Below are 19625 nucleotides of genomic sequence, written 5' to 3'. Positions count from 1 at the left end.
AAAGGATCCCACCCTTCCGACGGAGAGCGATTGGAAGTCGTCAGAGGAGTTCCCCAAGGAGGGGAAGTGCCCGATCTTGAAGAAGTGCCGGAACAATTTGCCCCTGGCATCTCGAATGAGGATTTTATGCAGATTGCCCAACGGCTGCAAAAGCTCGCCGGATTGTAATGTGTTGCGTTCCTATACTGTCGCCGCTCAGTTTCCCTGTCGGGAATCGAGCGGCTTTTTCTTGCCAGTGCTGACGGTAATGAGGGACAATGAATGGCGTGTGCAGCCGAAGGCTGTACCGCCATTCATTGTCCAAGGAGCTGCGAAAGCGACCAAATAAAAAAGGAAGACGTTATGGGTTGCCGCCCCGACTTCCTTTCCCCAGCTTTCGCTTGAATTAAGCTTAATGAAAAAGAAGAGAGTTGTAAAGTCTCTGTCCGTTCTGGAGGGGGCTGCGGCACCGGAGCGCATCACCGTCTGTTTAGAGCATAGCCGATTGCAGCGCCACGGTGGGCTTATTCGTTTACATGACATGACGATCCGAGTAGGTAAGGGCGGCTACCGCTGTCCCTGCTGCAGTGAAGTTGTTTCAGCATGCAGGGCCGAGTTCCAGCAATCGCCCTTGCCCACATGGCATCAAGATCTTATGCACTACCTGGCGCTTGTCAGCAAACATGGGATACCGGAAGATGACCGCCCCAAGCGATGCCCGAAGTGTTGTCAGAGTAAGCGGAAGCTTCATCGCCACAGCCATTATGAGCGGATCGTGATGACGCTTACTTGCTCAGAGAAGATCTACATCTTCCGGTTTCGTTGTCCAGATTGCGGATACGTTCATTCCGTCATTCCCGCTTTCCTTGAGCCGTATAGGCAGATGGCGCTAGACCTTCAAGAAGAACTGGTCGGAGCGGCTCATCAAGGGGCTACAGTGGAGCAGGTCGCAGAGCAGGCGGGGGCTCTGCCTTGCGGCAGCCTCGATGAGCGTGCCATTGCCAGCCTGATTCGAGGCTGGAACCAGCGGCTCGCGCAGCTCGAGTCCGGCTTGTGGGCATGGATACTCGCCCGGGCACCACATCTCGCACTTCCACGCTCGTCATCCCTCTGGAACACCCTGCACACCGCATGGACGATCATTCGGGAGCGGATTCCGGAGCTTCGGAACATCCGGTTCCTTCACGGCCTGAATCGCCTCCACTTCTCCATGACGGTGACGGCGCACGGATAAAATACCACATAGCCTGTCCTGTCGCATCGATTGGCGGTGTCTCACAATGGAGGCAAGGGGATTTTAGCGCCCTATTTCATCTCCAAAGGAGGCAACGCCCATATGGATTCGTCCTTGCAGGAACAAATGGCCGCTTTTCGCTACAGCCTGATCGCACCCGTAGTCAGTCGGCAAACGCCGCTTGCGCCCGGTGAGCTCAAGGCTTATTTGAAGCAGGCCGCTTCGTAGGTCTACCACATTCCCGGCAGCACGAAAACTCAGGTAAGCGTGCGTTCACTCGAACGCTGGCTGAACCAGTACCGGAGGGGCGAGTGGAACGGCCTGAAGCCGAAAGCCCGCATCCGGAAAACCAATCTGTGCATCCCGCCAGCGGTACTTCAAGAGGCGATTCGCCTACGCAAAGAGCGTCCTGAGCGCAGCGTCGAGCAGATCATCTTTCTGCTTGAGGAAAGCGGTCAGGCCGAGGCTGGTACGGTTGCCGCAAGCACACTCTCCCGTCATCTTAGAAAGGCTGGCGCAAGCCGCAAAGAGTTGCTCGTAGAGAGCACGGAGAAAGGGTTTCGGCGATTCGAAGCTGAGGATGCTCATTTAAGTTGGCAATTCGACTTTCAGCACACGCTCTATTTGCCCGACCCGAAAGACCCGAAGAAACGAAAGAAAGCCATCCTCTTCGCGATCCTGGACGACTACAGCCGCTACATTGTCCATGCCGAGTTCTATTGGGATGAAAAGCTGCCGCGTATGGAGGACAGTCTCAAGAAGGCGATTTTAAAACATGGAATTCCTTCTCAATTCTACTGCGATAACGGCTCTGCGTTTTCTTCCCATCATCTGGTGCGCATCTGCGGCAAGCTGGGCGTTCAGCTTTCGCACAGTACCGTCCGACGCCCTGCTGGTCGCGGTAAAATTGAACGCTGGTTCCGTTTTATTGATACCAGCTTCAAGCCGGAAGCTTACGCGCTGATTGAGCAAGGGCGACTAACGACGCTCGCCGAGCTTAATGCCGCGCTCGCCGCATGGCTGGACGGATACTACCATACTCGGGAGCATGGCTCTACCAAGCAATCTCCCAAAGCGCGGCTTTCCTCTTGTAAGCGGGAGATGCGGCGCAAAACGCTAGCGGAACTGACGGAGATCTTCCTCTGGGAAGAGCAGCGAACCGCCGACAAAACCGGCTGCGTCAGTCTCGATGGCAACACGTATGAGGTCGATCTTGAGCTGTGCAGAAAGCGTGTGGTGCTTCGTTATGACCCCTTTGAACTAAGTGCCATTCAGGTCTGGTATGAGGACAAGAGGTACGCCGATGCCACTGTCGTCGATTTAGCTCGTCCCTACGACCGCCGAGTAAAGCCAGAGACGACCTCTTCACTTGTCGTGGAACCGGACGGGCAAGTGGCCTTCCTGGAACTGGCGGAACAGAAGCGGCAAGCGCAGTGGACAAGCGAGCCTGTCTCTTATGCCACGGTGGAAGGGGATGATACGCCATGAATTCGGTCTCGCAAGCCCCTCCCACGCCGCAAAGGCCCTTTAGCAAAGAGCTCGATCCGATGCTCTGTTATGCGTTCAGCGGGCATAAGGAAGCAGCCGCCCGATTGGACCTGATGATTAAGCACCGAACACTCGGCGTATTAACGGGCGAGGTGGGCGGCGGCAAATCCACCCTGATCCGGCGTTTGTTCGCTTCGCTTGATCCGATGACGTACTTGCCGATCTATCTGTGTTGCGCCAATCTGAAACCGCGTGAATTTTATGCTGGACTGCTTGAAGCTGTGGGCGTAGAGCCGGTTTACACGGTGTCCAAGGCGCGAAAGCTCTGGCAAGAGGTGGTGCGCAGCCGGTCTGCGCCAGGAGAAAAAACGTTAGCCGTCATTATTGACGAGGCACATGAAATGAGCGAAGCGATGCTGCTGGAGCTGCGATTCGCTCTTAACTACAACATGGACTCCGCGGCTCTGTTTCCGCTCATCCTTGTCGGCCAACCTGAGCTTCGCAAGTTGCTCCGGCTCAAAAAGTATGAAGCGACCCTCCAGCGCATCGGGATGCAGTACCATCTGGGCGGCATGAACAAGGATGAAACGAGCGCCTATATCCGTCACCACATGACCGTAAGCAAAACGGAGAAGCCTGTTTTTGCCGAAAGCGCACTCGGCCGTATATTCGCAGCAAGCCAGGGACTTCCACGAGTCGTGAACCAAATTTGCACGCAGATCCTGCTCGATGCCACCGCCCGAAATCTCGAGGTTGTTGAAGAAAGTGATGTCGTTCGCGTGCTCGCGGACATGGATCGGCAGCGAGGCCTCACGAATTAATTCGCCCTTATCCCCTATATGCACATGAATTGGCGTATGCCGTCTCTTATTCACAGAGATTGGCGTACGCTTCGTCTATTGAATGGCGATACACTTCTCACCTGCCTGGCGGGTTGACGTTACATATCTACCGTCATTGTCGGTAAGATTCACGCCGCCATTTTACGTGAGCGGCAACACTATACGGGCAAGAGTTGCTGCTTACATATGGCATGTATACGAAACCTTTATTTATTTCTATTGGCCGTGCGCGACTCCCAGCGTGCGGCTCGTCACATAGTGGTGGTCAAGCACAAGCCTTTATTGGAATGGTTTCAATTGTCTCTCCCTTAGTTCTTGAATTTTATTTTCTAAATATTCGATACGAGATTTTAGTTGTGCTTTCTCTATGACATGTTTTCTGCATATTTCCAGAAGTTTCTCGTTCTTTTCCTTCTCATTCTGAAGCGCCTGCTTAACTTTTTCATACCGATTCTCAAGCAATCTTTTACCGCTTGGTCTGGTTGACGTTTCGATTGCAGTAGCTGCAATTTCTTCTGCCCCTTTTTCAATTTCCATCTGCAGCAAAATGGCTTGATCACAGCGTTCCTTAAGATCAGGACGATTATAGATCGTCTTTCGCTCAATGCCAGCTTTTTTAGCAATCGCTGATATGGACAGTTTTTTCTTCCCTTTTCGGAGGTTTGTTATTGCTTGTTCGATACGCTCCAGTGTAACGAGTTTATTTTCTTTAGAAGGGTCACTCATGCCATTCCCTCCCATTCGCTTGGTGTGATATTGTAATCTGAATGATTATCAATTCCGGAATAATTCACCTGGGTTTCCAACTCATCAATAATTCCTACGAGGTATTTTTCAATTGTCTTTAACTTGTTCTCATAAGGACCCCCAGCAGGTGCAGATGCCAATTCGCTACGAATTTTTTTCAACCGGCCTTTATGAACTTCAAGAAAGTCCGGAGTAGTCAAAAAATTGCGGCATCCTAAACATACCCCGTCGCCTTCACAAGGTTCATTTCGCATTGGATGGTGAAGACAAAGTCCATGTGACAAAATTTGAATCTTATGCGCTTTACGCAATTTATCAACTTGTTCGATGGTCTTTCCTTTGAATGGGTTATTTACTTTAAGTTTTTCTTTTATTTGAAGAGCCTGCTTACCAACAAGAACTGCGCCTTCATTGAATACTTTCGCGAACTTGTTCCTTACATCCTCTTGAAGCAGGTGTGTATAGTGCTGTGTACCTCTAATGGACTTGTGATTTAACAATTCCCGTATGGTTTCCAGAGAGGCCCCGCCTTTTAAAGCATACGTAGCGCAAGCGTGGCGGAATGTATGAGATGAAAAATCAGCAATATCTCCATTTTTATATCGGAGATTGTGTTTTTGAAGCCAGGGTCTTAGAAAATTCTTTGACCAATTTGCATGGGAAACTATACCCACGGGATATCCTTTGACATTACGTATTCGATTAAGAAATAAATACGGTAAGCCCGATTCTTTTCTTAACGGATCCGTGTATTTTTCAACTTTCGTAATGGCTTGTACGACAAGGGCATTCGCTGGTTTATACACCCTCGTAGGTTCGGCTTGCAGTTTACCGGTGTTGTATACTAATTTTGTTTCTCCGCCAATTGGCTCAATGGAGGCATTATACATCGTAATGATTTCGCTAATGCGAAGTCCAAGCTGCAATCCAACTACTACGCTAGCTGCAACAAGTATATTTTCGTCCATATCTAAATCACTTACTGCTTTACGCAATATCCGATCGATCAACTGTTCGTCCGATATTTTATCAATGTTTACTTGCTCTGCTTGCTTGGCATCCTTCTTTAACGCTTTGTTATTAATAATGAGCTCATTGTACATGCCCTGAACAAATCGAACATCTTTTGGAACATCCCAGCCTTTAATATTTCCCTTTAATAAGATTTCTTTTAACGCCAATGCACTTTTCTTGATTGAAACAGAGCTTATTGACTGACCACTTGTCTCGCTTTTCGCTTCAGGCAAATACGTAAAATACTTCTCCAATAAACTCTGATCAATTTCTGAAAACGACTCCACTTCCGGCGCATATTCTTTTATAAATTTAGAAAATCGAACAACACCGTCTAAATTTCGTTTGGCAGTTGAAAACTTGCCCGTGGTTAACTCATGATGCATAAACCATTTTATTACTTCTAGCATTTTGGGCTTATCAACAACAAATTCAAAATCAATCATAAGCCTCTTGCCAGACAAATGCTCTACATTAATAAATCCGTTAAAATCCCATACATTGTCTGAGAATTTACTATTACCGCAGCGGAAATCTAATTGGGGTATTAGGGGGTTGTAATCAAACAATTGAAGCTTTATACTTTCAACCACTCAGCATCGCCTCCAAACGCCCTATAATCGTTTCTAAGGCGTATTCAACAGTCTCAAGATGATTCGTCGTACCGATGTACTCCTGAGCCATATATGCCTCTCTGTTGGCTCTGAGACGATCCAAATGGTCTTTATGAATTGGTAAGTGTTCGGGAGTCGTGATAAACTTAGGACAGATCACGCACATATTAAATTTAGAGCATATCTTGCCCTCATTATTTATCGGCTTCTGACAAGCCCCATCAGGCAATGAAGCAGACAATAGCGTTTCCGTGTCGAGATTCTTTCCTTGACCAAGTTCCTTATCACTGATTTCCTTGACTATCATGCCGATAAATCCAAGCTTTTTATATTCGCTTTCAACTTTTGGATTTTTGACTTTTGCATATAAGCTTGTGGAGTGCAATGATTCGTGACCTAAATATTCTTGAATTTCAAACATGCTCATGCCCTTATTTAGCATGTCCGTTCCAAGCGTATGCCTAAATGCGTGAAAGGTTAATGGGTATAATTCGCCATCGTTATCTCTGATATCATGCTTTTTGACAAACCGATAAAGTTTATCTCGAAATATTTTTTGGAGCAGTCTGGCGTACCGTATATTCCGTTTTTGCCAGTAAAGACAAATGTAATTTGTTGCAAGTTCTTTCCTGGCCACTTCTGAGTATTGTTCAAGTAGTTGAACTGCCCGTTTGACTCGATTTGATACGGGGATATATCTGTCAGCCTTATTTTTCGGAGAGAAAACATACAATACGGGTTTTCCTGTAAAATCTTCAGTTATACACCCCTCGGTTAGGTCCAAAACCTCTGAAAGCCTGATTCCCGAATCGATGCCGATCTCCACAATAGACTTCAAGAGGATGTTTTTCTCCTTTTTTAAAGCTATTTCAATCTGTTCCATTACATTATCGGGTATATACCTTGTCCTTAAAACATCATCTTGCTTAAGTGCTTGGTACTCATCTCCATCAAAAACCTGTCCCTCCGGAAAACCATCATACTCAAAAAACTGCCCATGTTCTACTACCCATTTTAGTGCAGACATAGCAACCGATCTTGTAGAGTTTGCTAATTGAATCTGTTGTAAATAATAAATATACATTTGAGTGATTTGGTGCGATAAATCGGCATAATCCATAATTTTCAAATTGTATTCTTTCACGAATTCAAAGAACCGTTTCAATGAATAATTATATCGATACAGTGTTTCAACGCTCGGCTTCCCTAGACTCATGCATTCAATTGTTATTTGCTTATGTATTTTCTTGAACCATTTATTTGGCAAATATGAAAATTCAAAAGATAATTTATCACCATAACTCGATTGATACGGAACCTCCCATCTATCAGTTTTTGTATCAACTGTTGAAATATACGCTCTACTCAATTCAACTCCGCGCTCCTTCTCTGACGCATGAAGCTTTCATATGCCGTTGTTTTCGCTTCAAGCGACAAATGTTGATACTTACTCGTAGACTTAACATCATTATGACCTAACCTATTTTGGACATAACGCATATCAAATCCCGATTCGGTGAGTTCGGTTCCATGGGTGTGCCTAAGCATGTGAGGAGTGCATTTAATACCCACTTGTTCAGATAGCTTATTGAAGAGCTTTGTTATCGTATCGCGGATCATATATTGGCCAGGGCTGGTTTCATGATTCACAAATATCGTAAGATGTTTTCCATCATCAGGGCGATGATACAAGATATAATCCTCTATGGCAAAGACAATATCTCTGCTGACGGGTATTTCCCTTTCTAGTGATTTGATGTTGTGGTCTTTATGGTATAGTGGATCATGCTCTTTTACCTTTATAACCCCAACTTTTGTTTGAATCTCATAATCACCTATACGAAGACCTAGTGCCTCACTAATCCGGCAACCCGTTTCATAAAGAAATCTGAACAATAACTGATTTCGGGCATTCAAGCTCTCATCTGACTGTAACATCTCAAGTCCTTGATAGAGCTTTTCAACCTGTTCCCGAGTCAAACGCTTACCCTTAACTGATTTTTTCTCTTTAACTCGGAAGAAATTAAAACCCATATCTTTACGACTAACTTTCTGAACTAGGAAATGTCTGTTTTTTGAATCATCTTTATAAGTTAATGGGTTCTCCGTCACAAAGCCCCCAATCACTTCATAATATCGATAAAATGAGGCTATTGTTGCCATATACTTATTCTTTGTCTTTGCAGATTTCTCTTTGTCCGTCTTTCCGACTTTCGTTTTCAAATACTCAAGCCAAGAAAACATATCCGCTTTCCTAACCTCGTAAAATTTAAGCCCCACTTCGTTTAACCAAGTGAAATATTCCTTTAAGTCTCTACTATAACCTTCGATTGTGTTCTCAGAGTGCCCCTTCTCTTTTAAATAGTGAAGAAACAATGTTATTTCCTCGACAATGTTGTAGTCCTCATCCACAACTACTACATTTCGTTTTCCGGCCTCATTGAAAGTTTTTTCAATTTTCAGATTGCCCATATTCATCACCACCGAGATCAATCCTATATGATGTTTAGCCAATGTTTTCCCACTTTTACCGATCTTGAGTGTGTATATCATCCATCATCTATTATTATAGAGTTAATTGTCAATTATCATAGTTGAGTTCCGGAGTAAACTCAAGAAACAAAAGGAACGATTCGCACATGCAATGCTCTTCCGCCGCGGGTTCAATGAACTCTTTTGTGCTGCCATAGAAAAAGGTGTGTTGCCATAAGGCCAACACACCTTTTTCCTAGATATTATCCGTTGTGTACGGAAGCAACGCTACCGCCCTAGCACGTTTAATTGCAACTGTTAATGCACGTTGATATTTTGCGCTTGTTCCAGTCACACGGCGAGGAAGAATCTTCCCACGTTCGCTAATGAACTTTTTAAGAACTTCCGTATTTTTGTAATCAATATGAGTAATTTTATTGACTGTAAAGTAGCAAACTTTTCTACGTTTACCTTTGCCACCTCTACGTGGAGCAAACTTTCTTTCACCACGTTCTTCGTCATTTCTTTGTGCAAATGCCATTGTTATTTTCTCGTTCCCTTCATTATTGCACATTGGTTAACGTGCCAAGTTTTTTCTGACTATCCTCTAGTTCAAAGTTGGGTGTGGATAAGTCTTACGACTTACCCACACCCGACTTCTCACTACGGGGCTACACCCACATCTTGAAATAAGGATGGTCATCATCACTAGACTACATTGACGGTCATAACGTATTACACACTTTACTCAACATCGCGCGATCTTAATAAACCGTGGATGCTGGTCGTAAATGAAGATTACCATTACACAGTTAAAATGCTTTAAAACCCCTTGATTTTACTGAGGTCTTAAAGCATTTTCTGATCTCAGATGTTACGCTCTCTAAAATGGCAGGTCGTCATCTGAAATATCGATTGGTTTGCCGTCATCCTGAAACGGGTCGTCTTGGTTGTTCCCCACACTTGAACCGTAACCCTCACCACTGTAGCCGCCGCCATAACGTCCTTGAGGAGGTGCGTCGTCACGACGCGCAGAGTTGCCACTGTTTTGGCTTTCAAGGAATCGTACATTATCGGCAATAACTTCAGTAACATACACTCGCCTGCCTTCATTATTTTCGTAGTTACGCACTTGAATTCTCCCTTCAACTGCAGTTAATCTACCTTTCCGAAGGTAGTTTGCGCAGGTTTCTGCCAGCTGTCGCCAAGAAACGATTGGAATGAAATCGGCTTCTCTCTGTCCGCCGTTAGTAAACGGCCGGTCAACTGCAAGCGTAAATTGAGTAACTGCAACACCAGAGGGGGTGTATCGAAGTTCAGGGTCTTTCGTCAGACGGCCGATCAGAACAACACGATTCAACATAATAAGTTCATCTCCTTAATAGTAAATTAAGTTAATAATAACGCGAGGGAAACGGGTCTTCTTTCTTTAGTACGAAGGTCAATTTCAATTGGTGTTCGGCCACCTAGCAGCAAATCGTCCAATCCCTTACCATGTTTGGGGTCCCAACACCAAATAACAACTTCAATGCCTTCTTCATCAAGAGCTTGCTTTGCAAAATCTACAAGATGATTGAAAACATACTGATTCTTTCCTCCCTTTTTTTCCGGTGCAAGCAATGCATCCATATCCATAGCAATTGCAAGCTTTTTAGTTCCCCACCGTTTTAAGGTAGGAACGACACCTTTGTAATTACCGGACCCTGGAATACTAGCGTGTAATATCTTCAACTTATTGGCAGAAATGTGGGATTTGTGTTCCCCCTCCGTAGTTATAACAAAGTCTGCTCGAAAATATGATGTAATTTCTACACCTGGTTCCCACGCTTGCAGTACCTGATACGGTGCAACGATATTTAATGGTGCCCCTGATGAAGCTCCGCCTTTTCGCATTTTAGAAGGATCAGACTCAAACTCAATGTTTGGTGGAGAAGAGAACCAGGCGTATTTACTATCCGGCCGACCTGTTGAAACTCTCATCCGAACAATTTGGCCAAGTTCATTACGAACTGGAATGAAGTATTTCCCAGACGGATAGATTGACCAATACCAATCCCGATCATTCATTGGGTTCCCATTTCTTCGGAGCTTCTTAGTAAAGCCAGGAACTCGTTCAAGAGAATAGCCTTCAGCTAACAGCGTTTGGATAATAGAATTGACCTCAGAATATTCTCTGGGAATCGACCTTAGCCCTATCGCAACAATTTCTTCATCTGAATACTGACGTTTTGTACGCCATTCTTGGACATGTTCCTCGTACATAGGGCAAAGAGATAAAAAACGACGGTAAACGCGATCGCAGACCTCATCGGGTTGAGGTTCTACATCTTCAATTACCGGTCGTGGTGGTGTATTCCGGATAATGGATCTACGCTCATTGTTAGATACAGATCCATCAGTATAAACAACAGGAATGCCCATGATTTCAGCTACTCCTGTGACACAATCAATAAAATGCTCCTTGTTATCCTTGTCCCATTCTCCAAAAGTACTCCATGAGTAATAGGTGATTGCGTCCCCGCCTTGGCACCCGCATCCTCCTCCGCCGAAACATTTAAAATGTCCTCTGGATTTGGAAATGTAAGTATCAGGCGTTTTCTCATATCCGTGGTTTGGGTTCGGACAATAAATTTGCCAGGAGTTGCCGGAACTCTTGATTTTGTGACCCATAGCGACGGCCAGGTCATGAACGCTGACATTCTTCACTTGAGTCACTGTATCTTTACTTACGAACTTTGCCATGCCAACAATTTCCTCCTTTTCGATAGTTTATTGGGTTGTAGGACATAAAAAAATGCATCTGCCCTTTCCAATGACCAGATCTAATCCTGAAATAAGGGATTATCGTCTCAAAGAGACGGGATTGGTCACTCGAAAGAGGAGTGCATTAGTTAGTGTTAGAATGGCCCTTTTGCGCATGCTAGGGCATAAAGAAAAATAAGAATGGTTATGAATTCATTGTAGCACAATTGTTCTGATTGATAAAGTCATTGGGAAGTAGAGTTGTAACTAGTTATATTAAACTATTTATTAAATGATCGATATAAAAAAAGAACTACTTAGACTTCTGAATTGCTGTATAAAATAAAGGCATTTGTGGATTATCAACAAAAAAATACAGAAACTATTGCCGAAGAGTGATAAAAAAACAGGAACATCAAAAATATCATCATAAAAAAACAGAAAGATTTTGAAAGGTCACCTTATCATAAGAACTATGTCATATTCAGAGAACACTTCTTAACAATCAGAAGCATATATTAACATGCTAGATTCTGTTTTTGTATGATTTCATTGCTGAGATGAGTATTGTTCATTTTATCAACAAAATAGCTTCTGCTTTTATCTGATTAAAGTAAAATCGAAGTTCCTTTTATCTACAGATATTATTCTGTATATATACGAAAATGGACAAAAAAAATGGATCTGAACGATCCATACTTTTTGGAGCCATTGTGAGGTACGTCTGGCTTATCTTCGCACAATAAATCTGGTATTACCTATACCCCTGAAATCAATACGAATAGCCCTCTTTTAATGGCTTAAAAAAGAAGGCTAGGCGATAGAATGTACAGTTAGGAGGTATTCCTCCAACTTAAAATTAAGAGGTACATCTGGGACAAGTGTCCATTTTGGAAGCAGGTCAATTTTTTTAAAGAGCCACTCCCTTACCTCTTCCCTGTTGTTTCCTTGCTCGATGCGAACCAAAGCCTGTATTTCGAGCTCGTGATAACGTTCTGGACACTTCTCTAATGAAAAGGCGTATTTTCTTATTGTTAAAGTATCAAGATAATGTCCCAGTTCCACAGATTTTGCATAATCTCGATGATCATAAGCAGGTGGCCGGGTATAGTTTCGCTCAAGCCTACTTAAAGACTTTAGGCATATTGCTGCAAATTGCCTTTGGTTGTAAAAACTCGCAGCTGACGCGAACTCAAACAACCTAGATTCGTCTAATTTTTTGGGGGAAATAAACTTATATACCCCTGTTTGCTTTGCGATCTCAAGATAAGTAACCATTGCTTTATGACGTAACTCATCTTTGATGAAGTCTATTATGTCGCTAGGAAACACTCGATTTTTTTCATAAAGCTCACGTATTTTATCGACAACATAAGCCATATACTTATGGCTTTTTCCACGAAGAAGGTGAACTAATTGATAAAAATCGCTTCCATTATTCAAAAATTCAAATTCACCAATCATATTATCAGAAAGAAGCTTTTGGAGTCGTTTAATAACTCGCCGGTATGTTCCTTTCCCTGGAATAACCTCTCGATAATGAGTCCCGGGAACATAGCTACTGGTCAATGATTCATTTATGATAACAGTTAATTTAGGTAGGGAAGTCCCCGTTTTGGCTTCAATTTTCCAGGACTTGATCAAAGGTACATTTTTGAATATTGTTTCAGAAAGTAACGTCAGAATATTCTTTAATTCGTAAACATGTTTTTTGTGGAGCTGCTGCAGGATGCCCTTGCCCTTATCTAACCAATAAAAGACCTCTTTTCCCTTCTCATTCCCTTGCTTTCTAAGAAGATCAAAAACAAATTTCTGAGCCGAAATAGGCAGATCTGTGAATTGCTTACTGAATACAAAAGGGTTAACCACAACCAACCGGCTAATTTTATTAGTATCCGGATTGATAAAGTGGTTCATTGAAAATTCGCTTATTACACCAGATACTTTCTCTTCGATGAGGCCCAATTTCACAAATTTTTCAAACGCGATGTAGAATTGATCATCACAGCAAGGATCTTCGTACAATTCGTGAAGCTTCTGATAGATTTGATGTCTTGAAACATTCTGGATTTTTCCTTCCGAGTTGAAACAAACATGAAGTGTAACCATAAGCATCAAATCCGCTTCCGTTACATGCCACACCAATCGACTTGATCCGTTAGAGCGAACTCTGAACTTTTCGCTAGAATGAATCTTTTCGGAAATTGAGAATAACGCATCTATAAACCCGTCAGTCAACGCAATATCCTTATCTCCAATTGGCTGTTTAAATTCGAATACTACATCAGTCACCATTAGGCCTCCTTTCATTAAAAGATCCGGAAAATCATGCGATTTATATAGACTTAGTTATTGGTGATTGCTATAATTTCTTTAGAAGACAAAACTAAAACAGACCTTCTACCTCTATTTTTTTTCGTGAGGTTTAAGGTTAGGATTGAGATTATTGTTTTGGTGACGGTGATCTCAAAAAAATAATTAGGTAGAATGTCTGGAACACATTCTGCCCAACTGAAACCTCCGGTGACACGGAGGTTTTTGCTTTAGACAAAAAGATGCACACACCTTTTGTCTTAATTCGACATTATCATTAAGTAATACTTCGGTCAATCGGAGTAGAATGTATGATAAATGACGGAGTAGAATGTATGTTTTATACAAAAATACATTCTACTCCGCCCAAAATACATTCTACTCCCACAAAAATACATTCTACTCCCTAATAAACCATACATTTTACTCCCTAGAACAAAGTAAAATAAATTTCATTTTTCTCGACCTTTTTTCGCAAAAATGAATTCTATGAAAAACTTGCGGAGTAGAATGTATGTTTATGAACGGAGTAAAATGTATGTTTAATAAGGTGAAGGAGTTCAAAATATGCTGAAATGCGGAACTAAATGTATGCTTGTTTTTGGAGAAGGCCTCTTAAGTATATGAGACCCACTCCACAGTTTTCTATTTTTTTATGTAGAGATTATGCGGTACTGAAACCTGGCACTTCAAGCATTGTTATTTGGACCGGTCTTTGTAAAGAAATCGAAGTGTCCAATTCCGCTGTTGCAGTATTTCTATGTCCCTGTAACCAATCAGAAGGAACAAAGTTGATATGAGTAAACTTGCGACCAGTTTTTTTGAGGCTGAAGTCAGTGATAACATCTGCATCCATGAGATGACCGAAAGAGGTTTCAATTGTACGAATCGTTCTTGCTCGATTGAACGCTTCATCATCCCCATCTTTTAGTATGATGTGATCAATCAACGTATCAAGTTCAAACTGGGTTATTCCGCTCTCTATAGCGTCAAGAATATTTAAGTAGATCAACCGGGCATAGGATGTCGGCAACTCGTTATAAATCACCATATTAATGAAAACGTAATTGCCGGCCAAGAGCGACTCGTGAAGTTCTTCGTGGAAGGAAACGATGGCTGCACGTTCTTTTCCGCCCTCCTCTTCCTTCGTCCGCGCGATCCAAGCCATACTCTTTATTGGACGATGCTTAATCGTAGCCGAATAAAAATTCGACGAATTAGGATCAAAGTATTCTTTGTACTCAACCCATGTTGCTGCAATATTTTTGAGACTCTCGTATATTAAACGATACTCGCCGCCTGATGTTTTGGTTACCATCGCTTCTGCAAGTTCCTTAAATTCGAATTGGATCTGCTTTTTCTTACCCTGGGTGAGCCACAACTTGAATAATCCGATGAGCACCCTTGTGTCGTAGGAGTTCAAAATAGCTCCATTGTCATTTCTATAAACCATCGGACGGAATCCACGTCTTTCTAACTCAAGGATGTCGCCACCGGTAAGTTTGTTCATGGTAGCTGCATGCGGAGTTCCGGATAAAAAGACACCGCCTTGGATAAGGTTTTTTTCAAGGATATGCGAATTGTACTGTTTACGGTACTCTCTCTTCATTTGAATCGCTATCTCAATCGTTTTTGTGATAAGGTCATAACGGATCTGCTCATGATGTTCCATATCACTTATGTTTTGACCAGATCCTTGAATGGTTAAAAAACGTTTCAACAACTCGGTTTCTTTATTCCGAAACTTTTCGAGTACAGGTTTCAACTCATGCAGGTTACTGCTCATTAACCCCTTTGCAACCCGCTGAAGATCTGCTTCCATCATCCGATCAATCTTTTCGGCGTCAATCCGGTAGTTGAGCATGTCCAATTTTTTCTTTGCCAAGGCGTCTATCTCATTGGAGAGGAGGTCATTGAATTTTGACATATCCTTATCCACCTTCATTCCTCATTTCTCCTTTATATTGTAATCTCATAGAAGTTATAAAGCTATGATCAACAAAAAAAGAAGCACCATAACATGGATATCCCATTGAGGGTCCATGCAGGTGCTTCCTGCTTTCGATTATTCAGTTAACGATAATGTTAATGCAATTAGTGCAGCTCGTCAACCTATTTTCTTCTCCTCTTGATTATTTGCATGACTTGCTGGGTAAGATCCCTGATCAAATTCTTGGAAACAAAGATCGCACCCCCGGGGTACATATTTTTAACAGCAGGAAAAGAATGCTCTGGACCGATAAATAAGCACAGCACATCGATTCCCTGCTTTTGAGCTTGCTGAACGATCGAACGCATCGTGTTCTCGTCTTCATTCGCACTAAAACACGGCTCACCATCAGATAATACAATCAACAACCGAATACTTTCATGGTAGGGTTTTAATGCATCCACAGCCCATTGAAGAGCAAGGGTGTCTCTATTCCCATTTTGAGGTTCGAGAGCTCCAATGAAACCTTTCTCCACATTACCTAATCTTCCATAAGGCTTAAGGGGGTGAATGATGGTTCCTAGTTTAATGGTTTTGGGATCTTCAGAGCCTGTTAATGGATACATGATCCTTCCATCGATTTCTGAGTAGCGGTCTTCGGTGAAGGCATAGACAGCCGTTGGGATCTTTGCAGCTTCAGTCGCTTCAGAAAGAAGTACCATGGCTTTCTTCATTGCATCGATGCGGCATACTCCTGGAGTAACCCAACCGCCGGTCGAACCCGAGATATCGTCGAGGACCAAAATACGTGCTTCTTGAGCAGGTGTCCCTTTTACATGCCTGTTGAATACGTTGGGATCATCCATTATCGATGCGGACCATACCTTAGTAACATTCAGGCGGCCAGACCGCTGATTAGTATATTTTTGGTCTGGAGTTGGATCAAGCAACTTTTTTAAAGTTGATGAAGTAGGCTGGATTTGACGCTTTACCTGCTCTTTCAGATTGACATAGGCAGATGAATCGTGACCATGATAAGGAATAAGAACAACTTTGTCCGAATAAGCCTTCCGATCTTTCTTTTCATCGCCTACTTTTACGTCAACCAGTTGGGCCAGGTAAGGTCCAACTTCATCGTCTGCAGCTTTTTCATCGGCTTTTAACTCAGCCGAAATGGCTGTAAGAATGCCCTTGAAGTCTGGTTTCTTGCAATCCTCGGCTTCATTCTCACCCTCAGTACCCGACTCTCCATCTGATTGATCCTCGTCATTGGGATCATGAGGTGATTCTCCCTTCTGTTCAATAGAGTTACTGTTCTCTTCAGGTTCCCCATTGGTCTTCTTCGAAGAATTTCCTTTGGATTCTTCATTTTCATCCTCAGATTTGTCATTGCCCTTACCTTCGGAATCTTCTTCCCCATTCTTTCTGGTCAATTGAATCTTCATGACTACTCTATCCGAGTTCTGTTTAACATCGTCCGGGTCCCCCCAGTTCGAGTTATCATGACCAGATTCATTCTCTTCGGGTTCCTTATCCTCCTGGCTATCTTGCACCATCCACTCATACAAGGTTGGCCATACCTCTTTCACTATTCGGCTAGTATTGTCCATGCCTTCTTGTGTCGAGCTGCTGAATTGAACATCCCTAATCATACTCTCCACAGACTCAACCAATTCAACCGCTTCCGGATGCCATTCGGGAATATCCGTCAAATTAAATCCCCGGCTTGCAAGACACTCTCGGAAATCATAAAGTCGATCTTCACCTGCATGCTCTCCTCGAATCCCGAATCTCCAATTGTAATTGCAGAAATCAAAATACTGCTTTGTTTCAGGCAGATCAACGATCACAAAGTTTTCCATTCGCACATCAACCATGATGCCAGAGAAGTATTTCAACCAGCCCATCGGATACTTAAAATTGGCCGCCCAATCCTTTTTATCGGCGGAAACATTATTCATTCTCCAGTTGTAGGTTACTCCGGAGACGTCATATTCGATATGCCCTCTTTCATGGAGAGCATGCCCCTTCCTAAGCATCCTCATTTCTTCTAGATTAAAGAGACGGTGAGCCGGAGTCTGAAGTTGATACTTTACATAAATTGAAGAATAATCCGTGAATGAGGTTTCCTCATTCGTCCAGTACATATCAAACTTCTTTCGTCCGAACTTGATGAATAGGTAACGATGCAGCCTTTCCCGTTCTCTTTCCTTTATTATTTCTTCCCGTGATGGAATTAAATTGGCTGGCAGCGGCATACATGAACTCCTCCAATAGTTTTAATAAATTGTAAAAAAGGAGGAAGACAAATTGTCTCCCTCCAAACGATTTAGAATGATCCGTTTTCGTAATCCTCTTCCTCTTTGGTCTTCGGCAAATCAGGAAATACACTTTGACGAAGACGATCACGCATTTTGAATTTTTCGATCTTATCCTCCGTTTTATTGATAATAAAATCTTCGACCGCTTCGACTTTATTGTTGTGGTTAACGCCATACTTTTTGAGGTGTTTGGCGGCGTCAATATAACCTCGAATGGTCTTGGAACGTTCACCGGTTCCCTCCGTGGCAATCAACTCATCGATTTGCATTTTTACATCCTCCAAGAACTTGAGCGGTTTGTTATCGGTTAAACCCGACTTTCGAATTAGTAATTCTTTAAACTCAAGGGAGTATGGCATTTCCAAAATAGCAAAACGGTCCATCAAGGCACCATTTGTTAAGCTTACTCCTGCATACTGTTCCCCGACGTTCATAGAACCAATAAAAAGGTGATGTTTATGTCTCGGTATAGCACCCTTTAGAGTTGGGAGCTGTCGATTTTCATCCAACACCGGATGAAACACAGCTGTTACTTGTCCTGGAATCATGTTTAGCTCGGTATAGTTCGAAATACCACCGTACTGAACGGACGTGGCAAAAGGAGAAAGATCAAAGAACACTTCGCCCTTAGCAAACGAACGATCACCTACGATACTTTCTTTGGTTTCATTGGCATTGCCAGGTTGCAAATATACAGGCAAACCAAGAACCCATGCTATAGTTGCGATAAGCGTATCCTTGCCGCAACCTTTGTCACCAATTAAGATCAGATCCTTGCCGGCAATAATATGCCGAAATGCACGGCCGACATAGGAACCCATATAGGGCAAATCAGGCTTTACCGGTTCTGTAGCCATCGTCGTCAGTTGGACATTTTCGTAGATTGACTTCCGCAGCTCAACGATTTCCATGAGCATTGAACCTGTGACTCCTTCTCCTTTCAGGTATTCGAGAACTTCATTGTACCCCTCGCTCCAGTTCCTTTTTTTGGTAATCGGAGTAGCGGTTTTTGTGGAAACCACAGGAGCAGTGCTAGGAGCTGCGCTTGATGAAGCAGCCGTACTTGCTGTGCCTCCCGAAGGAATTGGTGGAACTACTCCAAATTGCGATGAGATGTCCTCGAAATCAACAAAGTCTCTGATTAAATGCTCATAATCGCTTGGGTCCTTAGCGTGGTAAGTTTTCTTTAGTTCCATGCCAAGTTCATGGGCTACCGCCCCCGCATATACCCAATGATTGCAATTATTACCATTCGCAGAAGCTTCGCAATAATGATAGCAATTGGTGCCGTTCGCATCCGATATAATATACCCAGGTTCATGTAGGCCGGCATAATGAAAACGTAAGGCAATAGCTTTAATGTCATCGCGATCTACCTCTGCACGTTCGACTTGATTAACTTTACTTGGAATTTTCGGGACAGCTTGTGCCAATAGAATTGGTGTAATATCCGTACCGCTTACTTTCATCCGTTTAGTGGTAGTTGCCAAATTCGAAACCCTCCAAATTTATGATTAAAAAAATATAAAAGTCAAAGAATTTCCCATTAGAAATTTCTTTGACTTCTCTGGACAGAAACATTACTCTTCTGTTTTTATCCCCAAATATACACTAATCCTATGCTATCTTTGGAAATAGATTATTCTGATTGGTCAAACTAACAAACAGTTTCCATGGTAAAACCCCATCTACATTTTCACGGATACACTTGTCAGGCCAGCCATCCTTAATGATAGTGACAACCTTCGAACATCTTCTAGCTCTCTCCAATACCGGTACGAGGTGAGCGTCCGAAGAGAAGGTCGTCTTGAGCAAATTCTACGACGTCCAGAGCGACAAGAACATCTATGCCTTTTTCCTGAAGCTACTGTGGGAGGGGTCAGGTTGACAGATGCCACGAATAGAGATGATGCCTAGCGTTGCTCTCGT

General features: G+C 43.1%; 13 protein-coding genes and 2 pseudogenes. 4 read left to right on the top strand and 11 right to left on the bottom strand.

Going from position 1 to position 19625, the window contains the following annotated elements; genetic code table 11:
- The 4 genes and pseudogenes from EHV15_RS36115 to EHV15_RS36100 form a co-directional block, all read left to right on the top strand.
- Positions 1-168 (top strand): annotated as a pseudogene (locus tag EHV15_RS36115) (manganese catalase family protein); the annotation flags it as partial.
- Positions 169-394: 226 nt separating this feature from the next.
- Positions 395-1213: a DUF6431 domain-containing protein gene (locus tag EHV15_RS36110; RefSeq protein ID WP_342774103.1), complete on the top strand. Its 819-nt coding sequence runs from the start codon at positions 395-397 to the stop codon at positions 1211-1213.
- A gap of 102 nt (positions 1214-1315) precedes the next feature.
- Positions 1316-2701: pseudogene (locus EHV15_RS36105) on the top strand (transposase).
- Positions 2698-3522 carry an ExeA family protein gene (locus EHV15_RS36100; protein WP_128636085.1) on the top strand — a complete coding sequence of 275 codons (825 nt, stop codon included), beginning with the start codon at positions 2698-2700 and terminating at the stop codon, positions 3520-3522. Before EHV15_RS36105 ends, EHV15_RS36100 begins: the two are co-directional and overlap by 4 nt.
- 300 nt (positions 3523-3822) lie before the next feature.
- On the opposite strand, the gene EHV15_RS36095 is transcribed toward EHV15_RS36100, so the two are convergent.
- The 11 genes from EHV15_RS36095 to EHV15_RS36045 form a co-directional block, all read right to left on the bottom strand.
- Positions 3823-4269 (bottom strand): DUF6262 family protein, encoded by a 447-nt coding sequence (locus tag EHV15_RS36095; protein ID WP_023559055.1) that lies wholly within the window; start codon positions 4267-4269, stop codon positions 3823-3825.
- On the bottom strand, positions 4266-5897 hold the full coding sequence (locus EHV15_RS36090; RefSeq protein WP_023559054.1) for a tyrosine-type recombinase/integrase: 1632 nt from the start codon (positions 5895-5897) through the stop codon (positions 4266-4268). The genes EHV15_RS36095 and EHV15_RS36090 overlap by 4 nt, the downstream gene beginning before the upstream one ends.
- Complete coding sequence (locus tag EHV15_RS36085; protein WP_023559053.1) at positions 5890-7287, bottom strand: tyrosine-type recombinase/integrase; 1398 nt, start codon at positions 7285-7287, stop codon at positions 5890-5892. Before EHV15_RS36085 ends, EHV15_RS36090 begins: the two co-directional genes overlap by 8 nt.
- Positions 7284-8432 carry a tyrosine-type recombinase/integrase gene (locus EHV15_RS36080; RefSeq protein ID WP_246062132.1) on the bottom strand — a complete coding sequence of 383 codons (1149 nt, stop codon included), beginning with the start codon at positions 8430-8432 and terminating at the stop codon, positions 7284-7286. Before EHV15_RS36080 ends, EHV15_RS36085 begins: the two co-directional genes overlap by 4 nt.
- Positions 8433-8646: 214 nt before the next feature.
- Positions 8647-8931 (bottom strand): 30S ribosomal protein S18, encoded by a 285-nt coding sequence (rpsR, locus tag EHV15_RS36075; RefSeq protein ID WP_023559051.1) that lies wholly within the window; start codon positions 8929-8931, stop codon positions 8647-8649.
- A gap of 342 nt (positions 8932-9273) precedes the next feature.
- A complete protein-coding gene (gene ssb, locus EHV15_RS36070) occupies positions 9274-9753 on the bottom strand; it encodes a single-stranded DNA-binding protein (protein WP_128636084.1) in 480 nt (159 codons plus the stop codon).
- A gap of 26 nt (positions 9754-9779) precedes the next feature.
- Positions 9780-11132, bottom strand: a complete 1353-nt coding sequence (locus EHV15_RS36065) for a CHC2 zinc finger domain-containing protein (RefSeq protein WP_128636083.1) — start codon at positions 11130-11132, stop codon at positions 9780-9782.
- 813 nt (positions 11133-11945) lie between these two features.
- Positions 11946-13427 carry a hypothetical protein gene (locus EHV15_RS36060; protein WP_128636082.1) on the bottom strand — a complete coding sequence of 494 codons (1482 nt, stop codon included), beginning with the start codon at positions 13425-13427 and terminating at the stop codon, positions 11946-11948.
- A 682-nt stretch (positions 13428-14109) separates the two neighbouring features.
- Positions 14110-15390, bottom strand: coding sequence for a hypothetical protein (locus tag EHV15_RS36055; protein WP_128636081.1), 1281 nt, complete (start codon positions 15388-15390; stop codon positions 14110-14112).
- A gap of 167 nt (positions 15391-15557) precedes the next feature.
- Entirely contained in the window at positions 15558-17633 is a 2076-nt protein-coding gene (locus tag EHV15_RS36050) for a hypothetical protein (RefSeq protein ID WP_128636080.1), read from the bottom strand.
- Between the two features lie 71 nt (positions 17634-17704).
- Positions 17705-19186: an AAA family ATPase gene (locus EHV15_RS36045; RefSeq protein ID WP_128636079.1), complete on the bottom strand. Its 1482-nt coding sequence runs from the start codon at positions 19184-19186 to the stop codon at positions 17705-17707.
- Between the last annotated feature and the right edge of the window lie 439 nt (positions 19187-19625).

Source organism: Paenibacillus oralis (assembly GCF_003863965.1).
In the GTDB taxonomy this organism is placed as follows: Bacteria; Bacillota; Bacilli; order Paenibacillales; family Paenibacillaceae; genus Fontibacillus; species Fontibacillus oralis.
This window is presented reverse-complemented; position numbering and strand designations above follow the sequence as displayed.